This window comes from Streptomyces coeruleofuscus, from assembly GCF_039532725.1.
In the GTDB taxonomy this organism is placed as follows: domain Bacteria; phylum Actinomycetota; class Actinomycetes; order Streptomycetales; family Streptomycetaceae; genus Streptomyces; species Streptomyces coeruleofuscus.
In genome coordinates this window covers 337,550-356,172 of sequence record NZ_BAAASE010000001.1, presented here as the reverse complement: position 1 = coordinate 356,172, position 18,623 = coordinate 337,550, and the positions used below count along the sequence as shown (strand labels likewise).

At 71.1% G+C, this 18,623-nt stretch carries 14 protein-coding genes; 8 read left to right on the top strand and 6 right to left on the bottom strand.

The genetic code is table 11. The features are described 5' to 3' along the window. Position 1: 1 nt before the first annotated feature. Complete coding sequence (gene hemE, locus ABFX81_RS01495; protein WP_086855377.1) at positions 2-1,069, bottom strand: uroporphyrinogen decarboxylase; 1,068 nt, start codon at positions 1,067-1,069, stop codon at positions 2-4. 101 nt (positions 1,070-1,170) lie between these two features. Here hemE and ABFX81_RS01490 point away from each other — a divergent pair, with 101 nt between their 5' ends. From ABFX81_RS01490 to ABFX81_RS01480, 3 genes are all read left to right on the top strand, one after another. Next, positions 1,171-1,845, top strand: coding sequence for a DUF3000 family protein (locus tag ABFX81_RS01490; protein ID WP_086855378.1), 675 nt, complete (start codon positions 1,171-1,173; stop codon positions 1,843-1,845). Between the two features lie 323 nt (positions 1,846-2,168). Then, positions 2,169-2,831 carry a response regulator transcription factor gene (locus tag ABFX81_RS01485; protein ID WP_189715754.1) on the top strand — a complete coding sequence of 221 codons (663 nt, stop codon included), beginning with the start codon at positions 2,169-2,171 and terminating at the stop codon, positions 2,829-2,831. A gap of 186 nt (positions 2,832-3,017) precedes the next feature. Beyond that, a complete protein-coding gene (locus tag ABFX81_RS01480; protein ID WP_086855594.1) occupies positions 3,018-4,307 on the top strand; it encodes an HRDC domain-containing protein in 1,290 nt (429 codons plus the stop codon). A gap of 103 nt (positions 4,308-4,410) precedes the next feature. On the opposite strand, the gene ABFX81_RS01475 is transcribed toward ABFX81_RS01480, so the two are convergent. From ABFX81_RS01475 to ABFX81_RS01465, 3 genes are read right to left on the bottom strand one after another with little or no spacing between them, the layout of a single operon-like run. After that, positions 4,411-5,241, bottom strand: a complete 831-nt coding sequence (locus ABFX81_RS01475) for an ABC transporter permease subunit (protein ID WP_086855595.1) — start codon at positions 5,239-5,241, stop codon at positions 4,411-4,413. Further along, complete coding sequence (locus tag ABFX81_RS01470; protein WP_086855596.1) at positions 5,238-6,188, bottom strand: ABC transporter permease subunit; 951 nt, start codon at positions 6,186-6,188, stop codon at positions 5,238-5,240. Before ABFX81_RS01470 ends, ABFX81_RS01475 begins: the two co-directional genes overlap by 4 nt. Further along, positions 6,188-7,501, bottom strand: a complete 1,314-nt coding sequence (locus tag ABFX81_RS01465; protein WP_086855597.1) for an extracellular solute-binding protein — start codon at positions 7,499-7,501, stop codon at positions 6,188-6,190. The genes ABFX81_RS01470 and ABFX81_RS01465 overlap by 1 nt, the downstream gene beginning before the upstream one ends. 163 nt (positions 7,502-7,664) lie before the next feature. Here ABFX81_RS01465 and ABFX81_RS01460 point away from each other — a divergent pair, with 163 nt between their 5' ends. The 4 genes from ABFX81_RS01460 to ABFX81_RS01445 all read left to right on the top strand — a co-directional run bounded on the left by ABFX81_RS01460 (position 7,665) and on the right by ABFX81_RS01445 (position 14,915). After that, the gene (locus ABFX81_RS01460; RefSeq protein ID WP_346137508.1) at positions 7,665-10,430 is read left to right on the top strand and encodes a glycoside hydrolase family 2 protein; all 2,766 of its coding nucleotides are present in this window, start codon (positions 7,665-7,667) and stop codon (positions 10,428-10,430) included. Next, a complete protein-coding gene (locus tag ABFX81_RS01455; RefSeq protein WP_086852155.1) occupies positions 10,427-11,464 on the top strand; it encodes a substrate-binding domain-containing protein in 1,038 nt (345 codons plus the stop codon). The genes ABFX81_RS01460 and ABFX81_RS01455 overlap by 4 nt, the downstream gene beginning before the upstream one ends. A 107-nt stretch (positions 11,465-11,571) precedes the next feature. Further along, entirely contained in the window at positions 11,572-12,789 is a 1,218-nt protein-coding gene (locus ABFX81_RS01450; protein ID WP_086852156.1) for an acetyl-CoA C-acyltransferase, read from the top strand. After that, entirely contained in the window at positions 12,786-14,915 is a 2,130-nt protein-coding gene (locus ABFX81_RS01445) for a 3-hydroxyacyl-CoA dehydrogenase NAD-binding domain-containing protein (protein ID WP_086852158.1), read from the top strand. Before ABFX81_RS01450 ends, ABFX81_RS01445 begins: the two co-directional genes overlap by 4 nt. 110 nt (positions 14,916-15,025) lie before the next feature. Here the strand turns inward: ABFX81_RS01445 and ABFX81_RS01440 are convergent, their stop codons facing one another. Next, positions 15,026-16,042: a PLL family lectin gene (locus ABFX81_RS01440; protein WP_086852160.1), complete on the bottom strand. Its 1,017-nt coding sequence runs from the start codon at positions 16,040-16,042 to the stop codon at positions 15,026-15,028. Positions 16,043-16,124: 82 nt separating this feature from the next. Between ABFX81_RS01440 and ABFX81_RS01435 the strand changes: the two genes are divergently transcribed. Further along, positions 16,125-16,496 carry a PIN domain-containing protein gene (locus ABFX81_RS01435; protein WP_346137507.1) on the top strand — a complete coding sequence of 124 codons (372 nt, stop codon included), beginning with the start codon at positions 16,125-16,127 and terminating at the stop codon, positions 16,494-16,496. Positions 16,497-16,978: 482 nt separating this feature from the next. Here the strand turns inward: ABFX81_RS01435 and ABFX81_RS01430 are convergent, their stop codons facing one another. Continuing rightward, on the bottom strand, positions 16,979-18,478 hold the full coding sequence (locus tag ABFX81_RS01430; RefSeq protein WP_086854990.1) for an amino acid permease: 1,500 nt from the start codon (positions 18,476-18,478) through the stop codon (positions 16,979-16,981). Positions 18,479-18,623: the final 145 nt, after the last annotated feature.

The following is an 18,623-nucleotide window of genomic DNA, read 5'->3' as shown; positions in this document are numbered from 1 at the left end:
GTCAGCGGGCGGTGTGCGTGTGCACGTACTCCACGAGCCGCGTCAGCGCGTCCGGGTCCGTCGACGGCATGACGCCGTGGCCGAGGTTGAAGACGTGCCCCTCCAGCCCCGCCGCCGAGTCCAGGACCTCGCGGGTCTTCGCCTCGACGGCCTCCGTCGTGGCGAACAGCACGGTCGGGTCGAGGTTGCCCTGGAGCGCCTTGCCGGGGCCGACGCGGCGGGCGGCCTCGTCCAGCGGGACGCGCCAGTCGACGCCGACGACGTCCGCGCCGGCCTCGCCCATGAGCCGCAGCAGCTCACCGGTGCCGACGCCGAAGTGGATGCGCGGGACGCCGTAACCGGCCACGGCCTCGAAGACCTTCGCCGACGCCGGCAGCACCGAGCGCCGGTAGTCGCCGGGGGCGAGGGCGCCGGCCCAGGAGTCGAAAAGCTGGACCGCCGAGGCGCCGGCCTCGATCTGCACCTTCAGGAAGGCGGCCGTGATGCCGGCGAGGCGGTCGAGGAGGTCGGCCCACAGCCCCGGGTCGCCGTACATCATCGCCTTGGCGTTCTCGTACGTGCGGGACGGGCCGCCCTCCACGAGGTAGCTGGCGAGGGTGAAGGGGGCGCCGGCGAAGCCGATGAGGGGCGTGGCGCCGAGCTCGCGGGTGAGCAGGCCGATGGCCTCGGTGACGTAGGAGACGTCCTCGGGGGTCAGGTCGCGGAGCTGGGCGAGGTCCGCGCGGGTGCGGATCGGGCGCTCGACGACCGGGCCGACGCCGGGCTTGATGTCGAGGTCGACGCCGATGGCCTTGAGCGGGACGACGATGTCGCTGAAGTAGATCGCCGCGTCGACGCCGTGCCGGCGCACCGGCTGGAGCGTGATCTCGGTGACCAGCTCGGGACGCATGCAGGACTCCAGCATCCCGACGCCCTCGCGCACCTTGCGGTACTCCGGGAGTGAGCGCCCGGCCTGCCGCATGAACCACACCGGCGTGTGCGGCACGGGCTCGCGCCGGCAGGCCTTGAGGAAGGCTGAGTCGTACGGGGCGGACGGCTGCTGGGCCCGGGGGGCGTCGTTGGCACTCACGGGCCAAGTTTCGCACGCCCCCGATGGGCGGGATTCAGCCCCTGGAGAGGCGCGGGGTGTCTAGCCCGGCACCCGGGCTCCGGTCCCCGTAACCTTCCGGCATGGCTGCGGCTCAGGGACCACTGTCGGACGGCACTGGCGGAATGGACGAAGCGAAGGACACCGAGAAGGACCGGCGGGAGGCGGACACCACCCCGCTGCCCTTCCGGGCCGCCGTCGACGCGCTCAGGGCGGCGCGGCTGCGGCCCCAGATCGAGGTCGAGCCGACGCGCCCGCCGCAGCGGCTCGCCCCCCACGCCTACGCGCTGGAGGCCGCGGTCGTCGACGGCGACCAGGACCTGGCCGACGGCCGGCTGGTGCTGCTGCACGACCCGGCGGGGCACGAGGCCTGGCAGGGCACGTTCCGGCTGGTGACGCTGGTGCGCGCGGAGCTGGAGGCGGAGATGGCCGCGGATCCGCTGCTGCCGGAGGTGTGCTGGTCCTGGCTGACCGGTGCGCTCCAGACGCGCGGGCTGACGTACGGGGAGCCGAGCGGCACCGTCACGCGGGCGAGCTCGCACTACTTCGGCGGTCTGTCCGCCCGTCCGGCCGCCTCGCAGATCGAGATCCGTGCCTCGTGGACGCCGCGCGAGGGCCTGGGCGGGGTCCCGGACACGGCCGCGCACCTGGCGTCCTGGTGCGATCTGCTCGCCCAGGTCGCGGGGCTGCCGCCGGCCGGACCGGGGGACGCGTCGGTGGTGACGCTCCCCCAGCGGCGAGGCCCGCAGTCCCGCTGATCGAACCTGTTCCGACCCCGTACTGATCGAACCTGTACGGGGCGGTCAACGCTGCCCTGCCGACGATCACACCTGCGTCCCCCTCTTGGCCGAATCACTTTGTCGATACGGCCACTTTCGACCGCGTACCGACGCAGACCGAAACCGTTCGACCTTCGAATGATCGACCGCGTGTCCGAATTGTACGGATTGTTATCACCGATTCGTGATCATTCTCTAAAGGCGGACGGGTTGGGTGCCGAAGACGACTGTGACCTTGAAAGCACGGTTCGTCCCGGCTTCACCCCCACGAGCCGGCCCCGTCCCGCACCCCAGGAGGCCTGGTGTCCGTTCTCCTCGAGCAGCCCGCAAGCCTGGTCGCCTACCGCCCGAACAAGCCGACCGCCATGGTGGTCGTGGCCGACCCGCGCGTCCGCTCCACCGTCACCCGCCATCTGTGGGCGCTCGGTGTGCGCGATGTCATCGAGGCCTCGTCCATCGCGGAGGCTCGTCCCCGCATCGGCAACCCCCGCGACATCTGCGTCGCCGACGTCCACCTGCCCGACGGCTCCGGCCTCACCCTGCTGTCGGAGACCCGTGCCGCGGGCTGGCCCAACGGGCTCGCCCTCTCCGCCGCCGACGACATCGGCGCCGTTCGCAACGCCCTCGCGGGCGGCGTGAAGGGCTACGTCGTCACCGGCACCCGCACCAACGTCGGCCTCCCCACCCGCCCGGGCGCCGCCCCCATCGGCTCCGCCGCCGCCCGCCTGCACCGCCGCCCCCCGGGTGCCCCGAGCCACCCGGGCGGCTATCGCGAACTCTCCGGCCGCGAGGTCGAGGTGCTGCGACTGGTCGCGGAGGGCCAGTCGAACAAGGCGATCGGCGTCTCGATGGGCCTGTCCGCACTGACCGTCAAGAGCCACCTCGCCCGCATCGCCCGCAAGCTCGGCACGGGCGACCGCGCCGGGATGGTCGCGGTGGCGCTGCGGACCGGAATCATCCACTGAACCACTCCACGGTGACCCTTTGTGATCATTCACTCACGTGAACGGGACCGGCCGCGGGTCCCGTGCATGTCACTCATGGTTCGTGAACCCGCCGCTTCCCCGGCCTGACTGGTTTGCGACCCTCGGGCGCCCGCCGACGGAACGTTCCGTCGGCGGGCGCTGTCCATACATGGATACCCTTGACATGTGACCGACGCCCACGAGACCGCAGCAGACAGCTCACTGCGAACCACCGGAGGCGCTCCTCCGGACGACGACGGATCTTCTGCTACGGAGGCGCCGATCCCCTTGCTGGAACCGCGTGAGGGCATTCCGCCCGTGATCGCGGACGAGTCCGCCCTGGCCCGGATGATCGCCGCCTTCGAGGCGGGCTCCGGCCCGGTCGCCGTCGACGCCGAGCGCGCGTCCGGCTACCGCTACGGCCAGCGCGCCTACCTGGTCCAGCTGCGCCGCCAGGGCGCCGGGAGCGCTCTGATCGACCCCGTGGCCTGCCCCGACCTGTCCGCCCTCGGCGAGGCCCTGTCCGGCGCCGAGTGGGTGCTGCACGCCGCCACCCAGGACCTGCCCTGCCTGCGCGAGATAGGCATGGTGCCGACGCGGCTGTTCGACACGGAGCTGGCCGGGCGGCTCGCCGGGTTCCCCCGGGTCGGCCTCGGCGCGATGGTCGAGGGCGTCCTCGGTTTTGTCCTGGAGAAGGGGCACTCCGCCGTCGACTGGTCGACCCGGCCGCTGCCGGAGCCCTGGCTGCGGTACGCGGCCCTGGACGTCGAACTGCTCGTCGACCTGCGCGACGCGCTGGAGAAGGAGCTGGACCGGCAGGGCAAGCTGGAGTGGGCCCGCCAGGAGTTCGACGCGATCGCCTCGGCCCCGCCGCCGGAGCCGCGCAAGGACCCCTGGCGGCGTACGTCCGGCATGCACAAGGTGCGCCGGCGGCGGCAGCTGGCCGTCGTACGGGAACTGTGGCAGACCCGGGACCGGATCGCGCAGCGGCGGGACGTGTCGCCCGGCAAGGTGCTCGGGGACGCTGCGATCGTGGAGGCCGCGCTGGCGATTCCGGCCAACGTGCACGCGCTGGCCGCGCTGAACGGCTTCGGACACCGGATGAGCAAGCGGCAGCTGGAGCAGTGGCAGGCGGCCGTGGACCGGGCCAAGGGGCTGAGCGAGGCGCAGTTGCCGCAGCCGGGGCAGCCCGTGACCGGGCCTCCGCCGCCGCGGGCCTGGGCGGACAAGGACCCTGTGGCCGCGGCCCGGTTGTCCGCGGCCCGGGCGGGGGTCTCGGCGCTGGCCGAGCAGCTCACCATGCCGCAGGAGAATCTGATCGCGCCGGACACCGTGCGGCGGGTCTGCTGGGAGCCGCCGGCGGTGGTGGACGCCGAGTCCGTGGGGGCCGCGCTCGCCGGGTACGGTGCGCGGCCGTGGCAGGTGGAGCTGGTGACGCCTGTGTTGGTGGAGGCGTTGTCCGCGAAGGAGGCCTAGCCGCCGTAGAGCTTGCGTCGTACGGCGGCTGCGGGCTGGTTGTGGTTGTTCGCGCCCACGCGGCGGAGCCGCAAATCGACACAGCCCCGCGCCCCCGGGTCCGCTACTTCGTGGCCCCTCGCGTGAAGCCGTTGTAGATGAACCGCTGGAGGAACAGGAAGACGACCAGCGTCGGCACGATGACGAGGATCGCGCCTGCCGAGATGGTCTCCCAGTGGGCTCCGAAGGGGCCCTTGAAGCGGAACAGGGACGTCGAGATCACGCCAAGATCTTCGGAGGGCATGTAGAGGAAGGGGATGTAGAAGTCGTTGTAGACATTGATCCCTTTTACGATCACGACCGTCGCGATCGCGGGCTTGAGCAGCGGGAAGATGATCTTCCGGTAGACCGTGAAGGCGTTGGCGCCGTCGATGCGGGCCGACTCGTCCAGTGAGACGGGGATGGCCCGTACGAACTGCAGGAAGATGTAGATCGACACGATGTCCGTGCCCATGTAGAGCGCGATCGGCGCCCAGAGGCTGTCGAACATCCCGAGGCTGTTGACGATCTGGAAGGTGGCCACCTGGGTGGTCACCCCGGGGACCAGCGCGGCGACCAGGAACAGGGCCAGGACCAGCTTCCGGAAGCGGAACCGGAAGCGGTCGATGGCGTACGCCGTCATCGAGCCGATGAGGACCGTGCCCCCGATGGCGACGACCAGGATCAGCGCCGTGTTGCCGAACGCCGAGAGCATCCGGCCGTCCTGGAACGCCGTCACGTAGTTGCCGAAGTTGAGCGGGTCGTCGGGCAGCGTGAGGGCGCCGCTGTCGTCCGCCATCTCCCCGGAGGTCTTGAGCGACGTCAGGAAGACCACGGTGAGCGGCAGGAGCACGACCAGCGTCGCGAGGACCAGGGACAGGTACACGAGGGCACGGGCCACGGCACGGCGCGTCATACGAGGTCCACCTTGTCGTCCGGGACGAGGCGCCGCTGCACCCAGGTCACCGCCAGGATGATCAGCAGCAGCACGACGGCCGCCGCCGAGGCGAGGCCCGTCTTGTTGAACTGGAAGGCCAGCTTCACGGTCTGGATCACGAAGGTCTCGGTGCCGGTCGCACCGCCGGTCATGATGTACGGGATCTCGAAGACGGACAGCGACCCGGAGACGGACAGGATCACCGACAGGCTCAGCACGGGCCGGATGCCGGGCGCGATGATGTGGCGGAACTGCTGCCAGCGGTTCGCCCCGTCCAGTTCGGCCGCCTCGTACAGCTCCCCCGGGATGGACTGGATCGCTCCGAGGAAGAGGACGAAGTTCAGGCCCATGTAGCGCCATACGGAGACGCCCGCGAGGGAGACGTTGGCCGAGGCGGGCGTGCCGAGCCAGGCGCGGTCGCCGTCGTAGCCGAACAGGCTCAGGATCGCGTCGAGGGTGCCGCCGTCCTGGAAGAAGTACAGGAAGACGAAGCCGATCGCGACGCCGTTGATCAGGTACGGGAAGAAGAGCACCCCCTTGAAGAAGTTGCGGAAGCGGACGTTGAAGCTCAGGACGGTGGCGAAGTAGAGGGCGGCGGCGATCTGCACCACGGACGCGGCGAGGTAGTAGCCGCTGACGAGGAACACCTCGAACAGCTCGGGCCGGGTGAAGAGTTCGGCGTAGTTCTCGGCACCCGTGTAGCGCAGCTCGGGGCTGACGCCGTCCCAGTCGGTGAAGCTGTACGCGACCATGTTGACGATCGGCGCGTAGGTGAAGGCGATCAGCAGGACGATCGGGCCGATCAGGAACAGCCAGGGGGTCACGCCCCGCCACCGCCGCGCCCGGCGCGCGGCGGACGGCGGTGTCGGCCCGGCGGGCGCGGCCGGCGGCACCGGCCGCGCCGCCTTCCGGGTGGTGTCGGTCATCAGGACCCCGAGTTCTTCTGCGCCTCGGTCCACTTCTCGCCCAGTCCGGTCAGGAAGTCGTCCAGGCTGCCCTTGCGGGCACCGCGGGCGAGGTCGACGAGCTCCTGGCGGTAGTCGGGCTTGTAGATGCCGACCTCGGACTGGTTGTCGATGGACTTGACCTGGGCGCCCTTGGTGTCGTCGATGTCGAGGAGCTTCACGCCCGCCTCCTCGTACGGCTTGAGGACCTCGGGCAGCGGGCCGTCCTTGAGGGGCGAGAGAGCCAGGTTGGCGTCCGCGTAGCCGGACTTGTCGGTGAACCAGTCGATCCAGGCGCGGGCGGCGGCCTTGTGGTCGGAGTTGACGTTGACGGCCTGCTGGTAGTCGGGCGACGTCACCGCGCAGAACGTGCCGTCCTTCTGGGCGGGGAACGGCATGAAGCCGATGTCGGCCGGGTCGGTGCCCGCCTGCTTCGCCGCGTCCTGCATCTGGACGATCGCCCAGGAGCCGAGCCACATCGTGGCGATCTCGCCCTTCGCCAGCTTGGGCTTGGACGCCTCCCAGTTGGTGGTGGTCGGGTCCTTCTCGATGAGCTTCCGGCGCACGATGTCGTGGAGCAGCGTGTCACCGACCCGCAGGTCGGCGCCCTCCGCCCAGGGGTTTCCCTCGGCGAGCCTGGTGGTGGCCCGAGTGTCGCAGCCGACCGAGCCGTTGACGTTCGTCCACTGGGTCAGCGGCCACATGTCCTTGAAGTTGGTGTAGTACGGGACCGCGTCGGACTTGGACTTGATGGCCTCGAGGTCGTCGAGGAACTCGGCCGGGGTCGTGGGCCAGTCGGTGACGCCGGCCGCGTTCCACACCTTCTTGTTGTAGACGAAGCCCGGGACCACGCCGAGCGGGCTCTGGCCGTAGACCTTGCCGCCGACGGTGGTGTAGTCGGTGAAGCGGTACTTCTTGCCGCGCTCGGCCTGGGTGCCGAGGGAGGCGAAGAACTTCGGGTAGTCCTTCTTCTCGATCACGGCCGGGATCATCAGGACGTCGCCGTAGTTCTCCGTGTTCATACGGATCTTGACCTCGCCCTCGTAGTCGGTGAGGCCCTCGAACTCGACCTTCACCTTGGGATAGGTCTTGTTGAACTCGGCGGCGTACTTCTTCATCGTCCCGTCCTGCACGAGGTCGGTCCGATGGGTGAGGACGGTGATGGTCCCGTCGACCTTGGCGGGATCGTCGGGCGCGTCGGCGTCCGCGCCCTTCGAGGTGCCTCCGGTGCCGGTACAGCCCGAGGCCAGCAGGGCTGCGCCCACGGCGAGGGCGAGGACGGTACGGCGGTTCATGTGCATCAGCTCCGTTCGCGGAGAGGAACTCGGGACGGAAGAGCACGTGCGGTATGGCTGGTTCGGCACTCTGACAGCGCTTTCTCAACCGGTAAAGTCCCATTCCCGCCAACGCTGTGAAACCTGTACACCACTCTTCACTGGACCGGTTTAGGGAGTGCGCATGCTGGAGGCCACACCGCTCGGCGACGGATGGATCCTGCGGCACGGGCCGGAAGCGCTCCCGGCCTCGGTGCCGGGCTGCGTGCACACCGACCTGATGGCGGCCGGGGTGATCCCGGACCCGTTCCTGGGCCTGGGCGAGTCCGAGGTGGCGTGGGTGGGGCGCCGGGACTGGACGTACGAGCGCGAGCTCACCGGCGCGTCCCCGCGGGAGCAGACCGACCTGGTCTTCGACGGGCTCGACACGGTCGCCGAGATCTCCCTGGACGGGCGGCTGCTGGGCAAGGTGCGCAACATGCACCGCTCGTACCGGTTCGACGTGACGGGGCTGTCCGGGCGGCTGTCGGTGCGGTTCGTCTCGGCCTACGCCGAGGCCGAGGCCGTGCGGGGGCGGCTGGGCGAGCGGCCCGCCGCCTACTCCGAGCCCTACCAGTACCTGCGCAAGATGGCCTGCTCCTTCGGCTGGGACTGGGGGCCGACCCTGGTGACGGCCGGGATCTGGCGGCCGGTGCGCCTGGAGCACTGGTCGACGGCCCGGATCGCCCGGGTGCGTCCGCTGGTCACCGTCGACGAGGGCGTGGGGGTCGTCGAGTTGGCCGTGGACGTCGAGCGGACCCGGGTCGAGGCGCCGCTCGCCCTGGAAGCGACGGTGGGCGGGGTGCGGGCCCGGGCGGAGATCGACGGGGCGGGCGGGGTGGTACGGCTCCGCGTGCCGGACGTCCGGCTGTGGTGGCCGCGCGGCTACGGCGAACAGCCGCTGTACGACGTCGAGTTGCGGCTGCTGCACGGCGAGGACGCGCTGGACGTGTGGCGCCGGCGGATCGGCTTCCGGACCGTGGGACTGGATCAACGGCCCGACGCGCACGGCACCGGCTTCACGCTCGTCGTCAACGGCGAGCGGCTCTTCGCCCGGGGCGTCAACTGGATCCCCGACGACGTCTTCCCGTCCCGGATCACCCGCGAGCGCTACCGCAGGCGCCTGGAGCAGGCGGCCGGAGCCGGCGTGGACCTCGTAAGGGTCTGGGGCGGCGGGATCTACGAGAGCGAGGACTTCTACGACGCCTGCGACGAACTCGGGCTGCTGGTCTGGCAGGACTTCCCGTTCGCCTGCGCGGCCTACCCGGAGGAACAGCCGCTGCGCGGCGAGGTGGAGGCCGAGGCGCGGGAGAACGTCGTACGGCTGATGCCGCATCCCTCGCTCGTGCTGTGGAACGGCAACAACGAGAACCTGTGGGGCTTCCGGGACTGGGGCTGGGAGCCGCGGCTGGCCGGGGGTTCCTGGGGCGAGGGGTACTACCTGGGCGTACTGCCGCGTGTGGTGGCCGAGTTGGATCCCACACGGCCGTACACGGCGGGGAGTCCCTGGTCCGGGTCGTGGGACCGGCATCCCAACGATCCGGCACACGGCACGCACCACTCCTGGGAGGTGTGGAACCGTGAGGACTACGCCGACTACCGGCTGAGCGTGCCCCGGTTCGTCGCCGAGTTCGGCTGGCAGGCGCCGCCCGCGTACGCCACGCTGCGGCGTGCGCTGCCCGGGGAGGAGCTCGCGCCGGACTCCCCCGGCATGCTGCACCACCAGAAGGCCGACGACGGCAACGGGAAGCTGGAGCGGGGGCTGGCGCGGCATTTCGCCGTGCCGGACGGGGACTTCGACCGCTGGCACTACCTGACGCAGGTCAACCAGGCGCGTGCGGTCGCCGCCGGGATCGAGCACTGGCGGTCGCACTGGCCGGTGTGCGCGGGCACGGTCGTCTGGCAGCTCAACGACTGCTGGCCGGTGACCTCCTGGGCGGCGATCGACGGGGACGGGCGGGAGAAGCCGCTGTACCACGAGCTGAAGCGGCTGTACGCGGACCGGCTGCTGACGCTCCAGGCGCGGGAGGGCGGGCTGGTGCTGGCCGCCGTCAACCAGGCCGCCGGCAACTGGACGGCGACGGCGACCCTGCGGCGGATGTCCGTCGAGGGCGAGGTACTGGGGCAGGTGGCGGTGGAGGTGACGGCCGGGGGGCGGAGCGTGGCACGCGTGGACGTCCCTCGCGAGCTGACGCCGACCGGGCCCAAGGAGTTTCTCGTCGCGGATGCGGGCGGGGACGCGGGAGCGGATGCGGGCGGGGACGCGGGAGCGGGAACCGGCGGGAACGCGGGAGCGGACGGGAACACGGGCCCGGTGACCGGCGGACACGCAAGCGCGGACACGGGCCCAGACCGGAACACAGGCCCGGGAACCGGCGGGAACGCGGGCACGGGCGCTGGAACGGGCGGGAACGCGGACGCGAGCGGGAAGGCGGGCGGGGACGCGAGCGGGAAGGCGGGCGGGGACGCGAGCGGGAAGGCGGACGCGAGCGGGAACGGGAACGCGAGCGGGAACGCGGAGGGGAACGGGAACGCGAGCGGGAACGCGGAGGGGAACGGGAACGCGGGCGGGAACGGGAACGCGGGCGGGAACGCGGGCGCGGCAGCGAGCGGGGACGTGGGCCCGGGCAGGTTGCGGGCCCTGTACTTCCCGGTGCCGGACCGTGAAGTCCCTTTCCCCGCCCCCCGATTCGATGTCGCCCTCGCTCCGGGCGGCATCACCGTCACCGCCCGCACCCTGGTCCGGGACCTGCTGCTCCAGGCCGACCGGCTGGATCCGGGGGCGCGGGCCGACCGGGGGCTGGTCACGCTGCTGCCGGGCGAAGAGGTGACCATCGGGGTGCGCGGCTGGAAGACTCCGGACGCGGAGAGCGCTCGTTCGGCCCTGTACTGCGTGGAGCCCACCCGATGACGGCGACGCCGATCCCCCGCGTCACCATCAAGGACGTCGCCGCGCGCGCCGGCGTGTCCAAGGGTGCCGTCTCGCTCGCCTTCAACCACAAGCCCGGCCTGTCGGAGTCGACCCGGGACCGGATCTTCCGGGCGGCGCGGGAGCTGGGCTGGGCGCCGAACCTCACGGCGCGGACGCTGGCCGGTTCGCGTGTGGACGTGGTGGGGCTGGCGGTGTGCCGGCCGGCGCGGGTGCTCGGGCTCGAACCCTGGTACATGGAGTTCGTCTCGGGCGTGGAGAGCGTGCTGGCCGAGCACTCCTGCTCCCTGCTGCTGAGACTCGTACGGAATATGGACGAGGAGGTGGGGGTCCAGGCGTCGTGGTGGCGTGGGCGGCAGATCGGCGGGTCGATCCTCGTCGACTTCCGGGCCGACGATCCCCGGGTGGGCCTGGTGGAGCGGCTCGGGCTGCCGGTGGTCGCCGTGGGGCATCCCTCGCTGACCGGAGGGCTCACCTCCGTGTGGACCGACGACGCGACGGCCGTGACGGAGGCGGTGCGGTATCTGGCGGCGCTGGGGCACCGGCGGATCGCCCGGGTGGGCGGGGCGGCGGCCCTCGGGCACACGGCCATCCGGACGGCCGCGTTCGACGAGGCGGCGGGAGCGCTGGCGCTGGCCGGGGCGTGGCAGGTCGCGACCGACTTCTCGGGCGACGCGGGGGCGCGGGCGACGCGGTCGCTGCTGACGGCCGCGCCGCCGGACCGGCCGACGGCGATCGTGTACGACAACGACATCATGGCGGTGGCGGGGCTGTCCGTGGCGGCGGAGATGGGGTTGCGGGTGCCGGACGACGTGTCACTGCTGGCGTGGGACGACTCGCAGCTGTGCCGGCTGACGCATCCGACCCTGTCCGCGATGAGTCATGACGTGCACGGGTTCGGGGCGGAGGTGGCTCGGACCTTGTTCGGGGTGATCACCGGGGACGGATCGGCCGGGTCGCATCCCGTGCCGACTCCGCTGCTGACGCCGAGAGGGTCCACAGCGCCACCCCGATGAGATGTGACGTTCAACGCTCGCCGTGTCAGGACTGGGCAGCTACGTTACTCATAAGTAGCATGGGATGAGCAAGCGCTCAGCGTCCTGGACCCTGGAGGAGAGCCATCGTGCCTCGTACCGTCAGGGACGTCGTCTTCGTAGACGGCGTCCGCACCCCGTTCGGCAAGGCGGGCCCGAAGGGCATCTACCACGAGACCCGTGCCGACGACCTCGTCGTGAAGGCGATCCGGGAGCTGCTGCGCCGCAACCCCGGTCTCGACCCGAAGAAGATCGACGAGGTCGCCATCGCCGCGACCACCCAGATCGGCGACCAGGGCCTCACCATCGGCCGTACCGCGGGGATCCTCGCCGGCCTGCCGCAGTCGGTCCCGGGTTACTCCATCGACCGCATGTGCGCCGGCGCCCTGACGGCCGTGACCACGGTCGCCGGTTCCGTCGCCTTCGGTGCCTACGACGTCGCCATCGCCGGCGGTGTCGAGCACATGGGCCGTCACCCCATGGGCGAGGGCGTCGACCCGAACCCGCGGTTCGTCAGCGAGAAGCTGGTCGACGAGTCGGCCCTGTTCATGGGCATGACCGCGGAGAACCTGCACGACCGTTACCCGCAGATCACCAAGCTGCGCGCCGACGAGTACGCCGTGCGCTCCCAGGAGAAGGCCGCCAAGGCGTACGCCAACGGCAAGATCCAGGCCGACCTGGTGCCGGTCTCGGTGCGCCGCACCTCCCCCGAGGCCGGTGAGACGGGCTGGGGCCTGGTCACCGCCGACGAGCCGATGCGCCCGGGCACGACGCTGGAGAACCTCCAGGGCCTCAAGACCCCGTTCCGTGTGCACGGCCGGGTCACCGCCGGTAACGCGGCCGGTCTGAACGACGGCGCCACCGCCTCGGTCATCGCCTCCGAGGACTTCGCGCGGGAGAACGACCTCCCCGTGAAGATGCGCCTGGTCTCCTACTCCTTCGCGGGTGTCGAGCCGGAGGTCATGGGCTACGGCCCGATCCCGGCGACGGAGAAGGCGCTGGCCCAGGCCGGCCTGTCCATCTCCGACATCGGCCTGTTCGAGATCAACGAGGCCTTCGCCGTCCAGGTCCTGGCCTTCCTCGACCACTACGGCATCGCCGACGACGACGAGCGCGTCAACCAGTACGGTGGCGCCATCGCCTTCGGCCACCCGCTGGCCTCCTCCGGCGTCCGTCTGATGACGCAGCTGGCCCGCCAGTTCGAGGAGCAGCCGCACGTCCGCTACGGCCTGACCACCATGTGCGTCGGCTTCGGCATGGGCGCGACGGTCATCTGGGAGAACCCGCACTTCGAGGGGGACAAGTGAGCACCACCGCCGAGCTTCTGAAGCAGGCTTCCGAGCTGTTCCCGGACGAGGTCGTCACGCAGGCGCACGTACGCCACTTCGACCTCCCCGCGGGTGCCGGGCGCTTCGCCCTCATCACCCTCGACAACGGCCTGGACCACACCAAGCCGACCACCTTCGGCCCGGCCTCGCTGGCGAACCTCAACGCCGCCATCGACCAGGTCGAGAAGGAGGCCGCGGACAGCGAGATCGTCGGCGTCGGCATCACCGGCAAGCCGTTCATCTTCGCGGTCGGCGCCGACCTCAAGGGCGTGGAGATCCTCAAGGAGCACGAGCACGCCCTCGCCATCGGCAAGGGCGGCCACGAGGTCTTCAAGCGGCTGTCCAAGCTGGCCGTGCCGACCTTCGCGTACTACAACGGCGCCGCGATGGGCGGTGGCGTCGAGGTCGGTCTGCACTGCTCCTACCGGACCGTCTCCGCGGCCCTCCCGGCGTTCTCGCTCCCCGAGGTGTTCCTCGGCCTGGTCCCGGGCTGGGGCGGCTGCACGCTGCTGCCGAACCTGATCGGCGCCGACAAGGCCGTCTCGGTGATCATCGAGAACAGCCTGAACCAGAACAAGCAGCTCAAGGGCAAGCAGGTCTACGAGCTCGGGATCGCGGACGCGATCTTCGAGGGCGCGGACTTCCTGGAGCAGTCGCTGATCTGGACCGCGTCCGTCCTCAAGGGCGAGATCGAGGTCGAGCGCCCGGTGATCGACCGCGGCGAGGGCTGGGACCAGGCCGTCGCCAAGGGCCGTTTCATCGCGGACTCCAAGGTGCACGGCGCGGCCCCGGCCGCCTACCGCGCGCTGGACATCATCGCCGCCGCCAAGAACGGCGACCTCCAGCAGGGCTACGACGCCGAGGACAAGGCGCTCGCCGACCTGATCATGGGCGGCGAACTGCGGGCCGGCATCTACGCCTTCAACCTGGTGCAGAAGCGCGGCAAGCGCCCGGCCGGTGCCCCGGACAAGAACCTGGCCCGCCCGGTCACCAAGGTCGGTGTCGTCGGCGCCGGTCTGATGGCCTCCCAGCTCGCGCTGCTGTTCCTGCGCCGCCTGGAGGTGCCGGTCGTGCTGACCGACATCGACCAGGAGCGCGTCGACAAGGGTGTGGGCTACGTCCACGCCGAGATCGACAAGCTGCTCGGCAAGGGCCGTATCAACCAGGACAAGGCCAACCGCCTCAAGGCGCTGGTGACCGGTGTCCTGGACAAGGCCGAGGGCTTCGCGGACGCGGACTTCATCATCGAGGCCGTGTTCGAGGAGATGGGCGTCAAGCAGAAGGTGTTCGCTGAGGTCGAGGCGGTCGCCCCGGCGCACGCGATCCTGGCCACCAACACCTCCTCGCTGTCGGTGTCGGAGATGGCCTCGAAGCTGAAGAACCCCGAGCGGGTCGTCGGCTTCCACTTCTTCAACCCGGTCGCCGTGCTGCCGCTGCTGGAGATCGTCCGCGGCGAGCAGACCGACGACGCCTCTCTCGCCACGGCGTTCGGCGTCGCCAAGAAGCTGAAGAAGACCGCGGTGCTCGTGAAGGACGCCCCGGCGTTCGTCGTGAACCGCATCCTGACCCGCTTCATGGGCGAGATCCAGAACGTCATCGACGAGGGCACCCCGGTCGAGGTCGCCGAGAAGGCCGTCGAGCCGCTGGGCCTGCCGATGTCGCCGCTGGTCCTGCTGGAGCTGGTCGGCCCGGCGATCGGCCTGCACGTCTCCGAGACGCTCAACAAGGCGTTCCCGGAGCGCTTCACGGTCTCCCCGAACCTCAAGGCGGTCGTCGAGGCGGGCAAGCGCGGCTTCTACGTCTACGACAGCGGCAAGCCGGAGCTGGACCCGGAGGTCGCCGCGCTGCTGAAGCAGGGCGACAGCGTGCTGACGGAGGAGCAGGTCCGCGAGCGGGTGCTGGACGCGGTGGCGCAGGAGATCGGGCTCATGCTCGACGAGGGCGTCGTCGCCGAGGCGCAGGACATCGACCTGTGCCTGATCACGGGCGCCGGCTGGCCGTTCCACCTGGGCGGCATCACGCCGTACCTGGACCGCGAGGGCGTCTCCGAGCGGGTCAACGGCAAGAGGTTCCTGGCGCAGGGCGTGGCGAGCGTCCCCGCGTAACACGTAACCGCTGAGGGGGGCGGGGCGACCGGTAACGATCCGGATGCCCCGCCCCCCCTTCTGTACGCCGCCACGGACAGGGCCCTCCCCAGCGACGGCAGAACGGGGTGTCAGATCTCCCGCCAGGCCTCCAGCGCGAGCCCCGGTTCGTCCTTGCGGCGGGTGAGCAGCAGCTTCCCGGTCGACGGGGAGAGGGAGGCAGCGACGACCTCGTCGTGCTCGTCGAGCGCCAGCGACACCGTGGCGTCGACGGGCAGTTGGGGGCCTGACTCGGTCCACCAGGCCCCGGCGGACTCCAGTTCGGTCGGATAGGCGGCGAAGGCGACCCGGCCGCTCGACGACCGCTGGGCGAGCACGGTGCAGTCGTGCCCCTCGATCTCACAGCGCACGGCGGACACGGGCCCCGGCCCGGCGGAAGCGATGAGCGTCACCGGCTTCTCCCCCGGGCGCCAGGCGCACAGGTCGCCGGAGACGTCCGTGAAGAAGAGGGTGGTGTGCTCGGCGGACGTGGAAAGGGCCCGGAGCGTCCCCGCCCGGACCGCCACCTCCACGCCCTCGGTCCGCACCGGCGTCTTTCCGTGTTCCTCCTGCCGCCAGTGCACGATCCCGCCCGGCCCGGACGCGTACACCTCGACCATCCCCGACTCCCCCGTCACCGCGGCCAACTCCCCCTCGACCTCGCGCCCCTCCAGGTCCTGCCAGGGCCCCCAGCCGCCCTTCACCTTCTGGTTGCGCAGGCTCACCCCGCCGCCGTTGTTGCGCACGAAGACGTAGGCGCGCCCCGCGGAGTCCACGGCGACGGCCGGCGGGCCCGTCCGGTCGCCCTTCTTGTCGGGGTGGCCGATCGGGACCCAGTCCAGGGGCGCGAGCCGGGGCCGGAAGTGGGTGGAGTGCACCAGTCCCGACTCGCCCGGCACGGTGGGCCGCCAGGCGGCCAGATGGGCGTAGCCGTCGGCACCCTGGCCGACCGCGACACCCGGGTGCAGCTTCTGGGTGCCGCCGACGGTTCGGGGCGCGTCCCAGGAGCCGGCGGGGCCGCGTTCCGCACGGCACAGGACGGCGTCGCCGGAGGGCAGGTAGACGGTGAGGCGGCCGTCGCGGCCGCGGATGAGCCAGTCGCCGTTCACCAGTTCACTTTACGCGGGCGGGGTGGCCGGCCGCCGCGCCCGCCCCCTGCCTGGCCGAGATCCGCCGTGCGACCCTGACCACATGAACAGCAACGCTCCCCTGCTTGTCGTCGTCGACGCCGCGAACGTCGTCGGGTCGGTGCCCGACGGCTGGTGGCGCGACCGGAAGGGGGCGGCGGAGCGGTTGCGGGACCGGTTGGCGTCGGACGGGGTGCAGGGGGTGGACGGGCCGGTGGAGGTCGTGCTCGTGGTGGAGGGGGCGGCGCGGGGGGTGGAGTCCGTGGCCGGGGTGCGGGTGGAGTCGGCGGCGGGCAGTGGCGACGACCACATCGTCGACGTGGTCGCGGGGGCGGGTGCGCGTCCGGTGCTGGTGGTCACGGCGGACCGCGAACTACGGAGGCGGGTCGGGGAGCTGGGGGCGGAGGTGGCGGGACCGCGGTCCGTACGGCCGTAGGTACGGACGGTTTCTGCCGGGGCGGGCTGTGTCGCAACTCGGCACTACGAGGTGCCGTCGGCGGCTGCCGGGGGCCTGCGCAACCCGGCGCCGCGGCATGCCGCCAACTGCTGCCGGGAGCGGGGCGCTGCACAACCCGGCGCTGCGGCGTGCCGCCGGCGACTGCCCGGGGCCGGGCGCTGGCCCACCCGGCGCCGCGGCATGCCGCCAACTGCTGCCGGGAGCGGGGCGCTGCGCAACCCGGTGCTACGGCGTGCCGCCGGCGACTGCCCGGGGCGGGGCGCTGCACAACCCGGCGCTGCGGGGTGCCGCCAGCTGCTGCCGGGGCGGGGTGGGTGCGCAGCCCGGCGGAGCGGGGTGCCGCTGCGCCCACCCGTGCCGCCCTGGGGGTACCTCCCAGGCCCTTAAGGCACTGGGGGAGGCACGACTGCCCGCAGCTAAGGCCCCGGTAGCCGCAGGCAACCCCGCTCCACCGCCGGAGGCTAGAGCGTCTGCTCGGGCCTGGTTTCCTCGCCCTTCGCGAGGCGGCTGTGTGTGCGGCCGTACAGGAAGTACACGACGAACCCGGCGGCCATCCAGATGCCGAACCGCACCCACGTCTCGGCGGGCAGGTTGATCATCAGCCACAGCGAGGCGCACACCGACAGGATCGGGATGACCGGCACCCAGGGGGTGCGGAAGGCCCGGTGCAGGTCGGGGCGGGTCCTGCGGAGGACGAGCACACCGATGGCGACCACGACGAAGGCGAACAGCGTGCCGATGTTGACCAGGGCGGCGAGCTCCGTCAGCGGAGTGAAACCGGCCAGGATCGCGATGACCACGCCGAGCAGGATGGTCGGCCGGTGCGGGGTCCTGAACCGCGGGTGTACGCGGGAGAAGAAGCGGGGCAGCAGCCCGTCGCGGCTCATCGCGAAGAACACCCGGGTCTGCCCGAGCAGCAGGATCATGCACACCGTCGTCAGACCGACCGCGGCGCCGAAGCTGATGAACCCCGCGTACCAGGGATGCCCGGTGGCCTTGAACGCGTCGGCGAGCGGCGCGTCGACGGACAGCCGGCTGTAGTGCTGCATGCCCGTGACGACGATCGACACGGCGACGTACAGCGCGGTGCAGATGAGCAGCGAGCCGAGAATGCCGCGCGGCATGTCGCGCTGCGGGTTCCGGGTCTCCTCCGCCGCCGTGGCCACGACGTCGAAGCCGATGAACGCGAAGAACACGACCGAGGCGGCGGTGAAGATGCCCATCACACCGAAGTTGGAGGGCGCCCAGCCGAACATGAGCTGGATCAGCGGGGAGTCGAGACTTGCCCCGGCCTCCACCGGCTGCTCCTTCGGGATGAACGGGTCGTAGTTCTCGCCCTTGATGAGGAACGCGCCCGCGATGATCACGACGAGGACGACCGTCACCTTGATGGCGACGACGAGCGACGTGATCCGCGCGGACAGCTTCATGCCGAGGACGAGGATGCCGGTGAGGACGAGGACGAGCGCGGCGGCGAGGATGTCGAAGCCGAAGACGTCGGAGCCCTCTCTGCTGCCCAGGGCCGCGGGCATCGCCCAGCCCGCGTTGTCCATGAGCGACTGGACGTAGCCCGACCAGCCGACGGCCACCACCGCCGTACCGAGCGCGAACTCCAGGACCAGGTCCCAGCCGATGATCCAGGCGGGCAGCTCACCGAGGGAGGCGTACGAGAACGTGTAGGCGGACCCGGCGACCGGGACCGTCGACGCGAACTCGGCGTAACAGAGGGCGGCCAGGGCGCAGGCGACGCCGGCCGCGACGAACGCCAGAGCCGTCGCGGGCCCGGCGTTGTTCTTCGCGACTGTTCCGGTGAGGACGAAGATGCCGGTGCCGATGATCACGCCGACGCCGAAGACGGTCAGATCCAGCGCGGACAAGGATTTCTTGAGCGCGTGCTCTGGCTCCTCGGTGTCGAGGATGGACTGCTCGACCTTCTTCGTCCGGAAGAGGGTACTGCTCACGGGGTACCTCCCACGCTTGTCGTCCTCGACATGATCGAGAGGGGGCACCATCCGTATGCCCCGGCACAGACGCATTCACGCCAATGGGCCGATTCCACCACCCTTCACGGTGGTCGAACCGGCCCATTCAGCGGTACCGGGACGT

What these genes read in the sequence shown, in the direction of transcription:
- ABFX81_RS01490 (WP_086855378.1), top strand. Translation starts at nt 1,171, where the DNA reads ATGGCTGCGGCTCAGGGACCACTGTCGGACGGCACTGGCGGAATGGAC.
- ABFX81_RS01475 (WP_086855595.1), bottom strand. Translation starts at nt 5,241, where the DNA reads ATGACGCGCCGTGCCGTGGCCCGTGCCCTCGTGTACCTGTCCCTGGTC.
- ABFX81_RS01470 (WP_086855596.1), bottom strand. Translation starts at nt 6,188, where the DNA reads ATGACCGACACCACCCGGAAGGCGGCGCGGCCGGTGCCGCCGGCCGCG.
- ABFX81_RS01465 (WP_086855597.1), bottom strand. Translation starts at nt 7,501, where the DNA reads ATGAACCGCCGTACCGTCCTCGCCCTCGCCGTGGGCGCAGCCCTGCTG.
- ABFX81_RS01460 (WP_346137508.1), top strand. Translation starts at nt 7,665, where the DNA reads ATGCTGGAGGCCACACCGCTCGGCGACGGATGGATCCTGCGGCACGGG.
- ABFX81_RS01455 (WP_086852155.1), top strand. Translation starts at nt 10,427, where the DNA reads ATGACGGCGACGCCGATCCCCCGCGTCACCATCAAGGACGTCGCCGCG.
- ABFX81_RS01435 (WP_346137507.1), top strand. Translation starts at nt 16,125, where the DNA reads ATGAACAGCAACGCTCCCCTGCTTGTCGTCGTCGACGCCGCGAACGTC.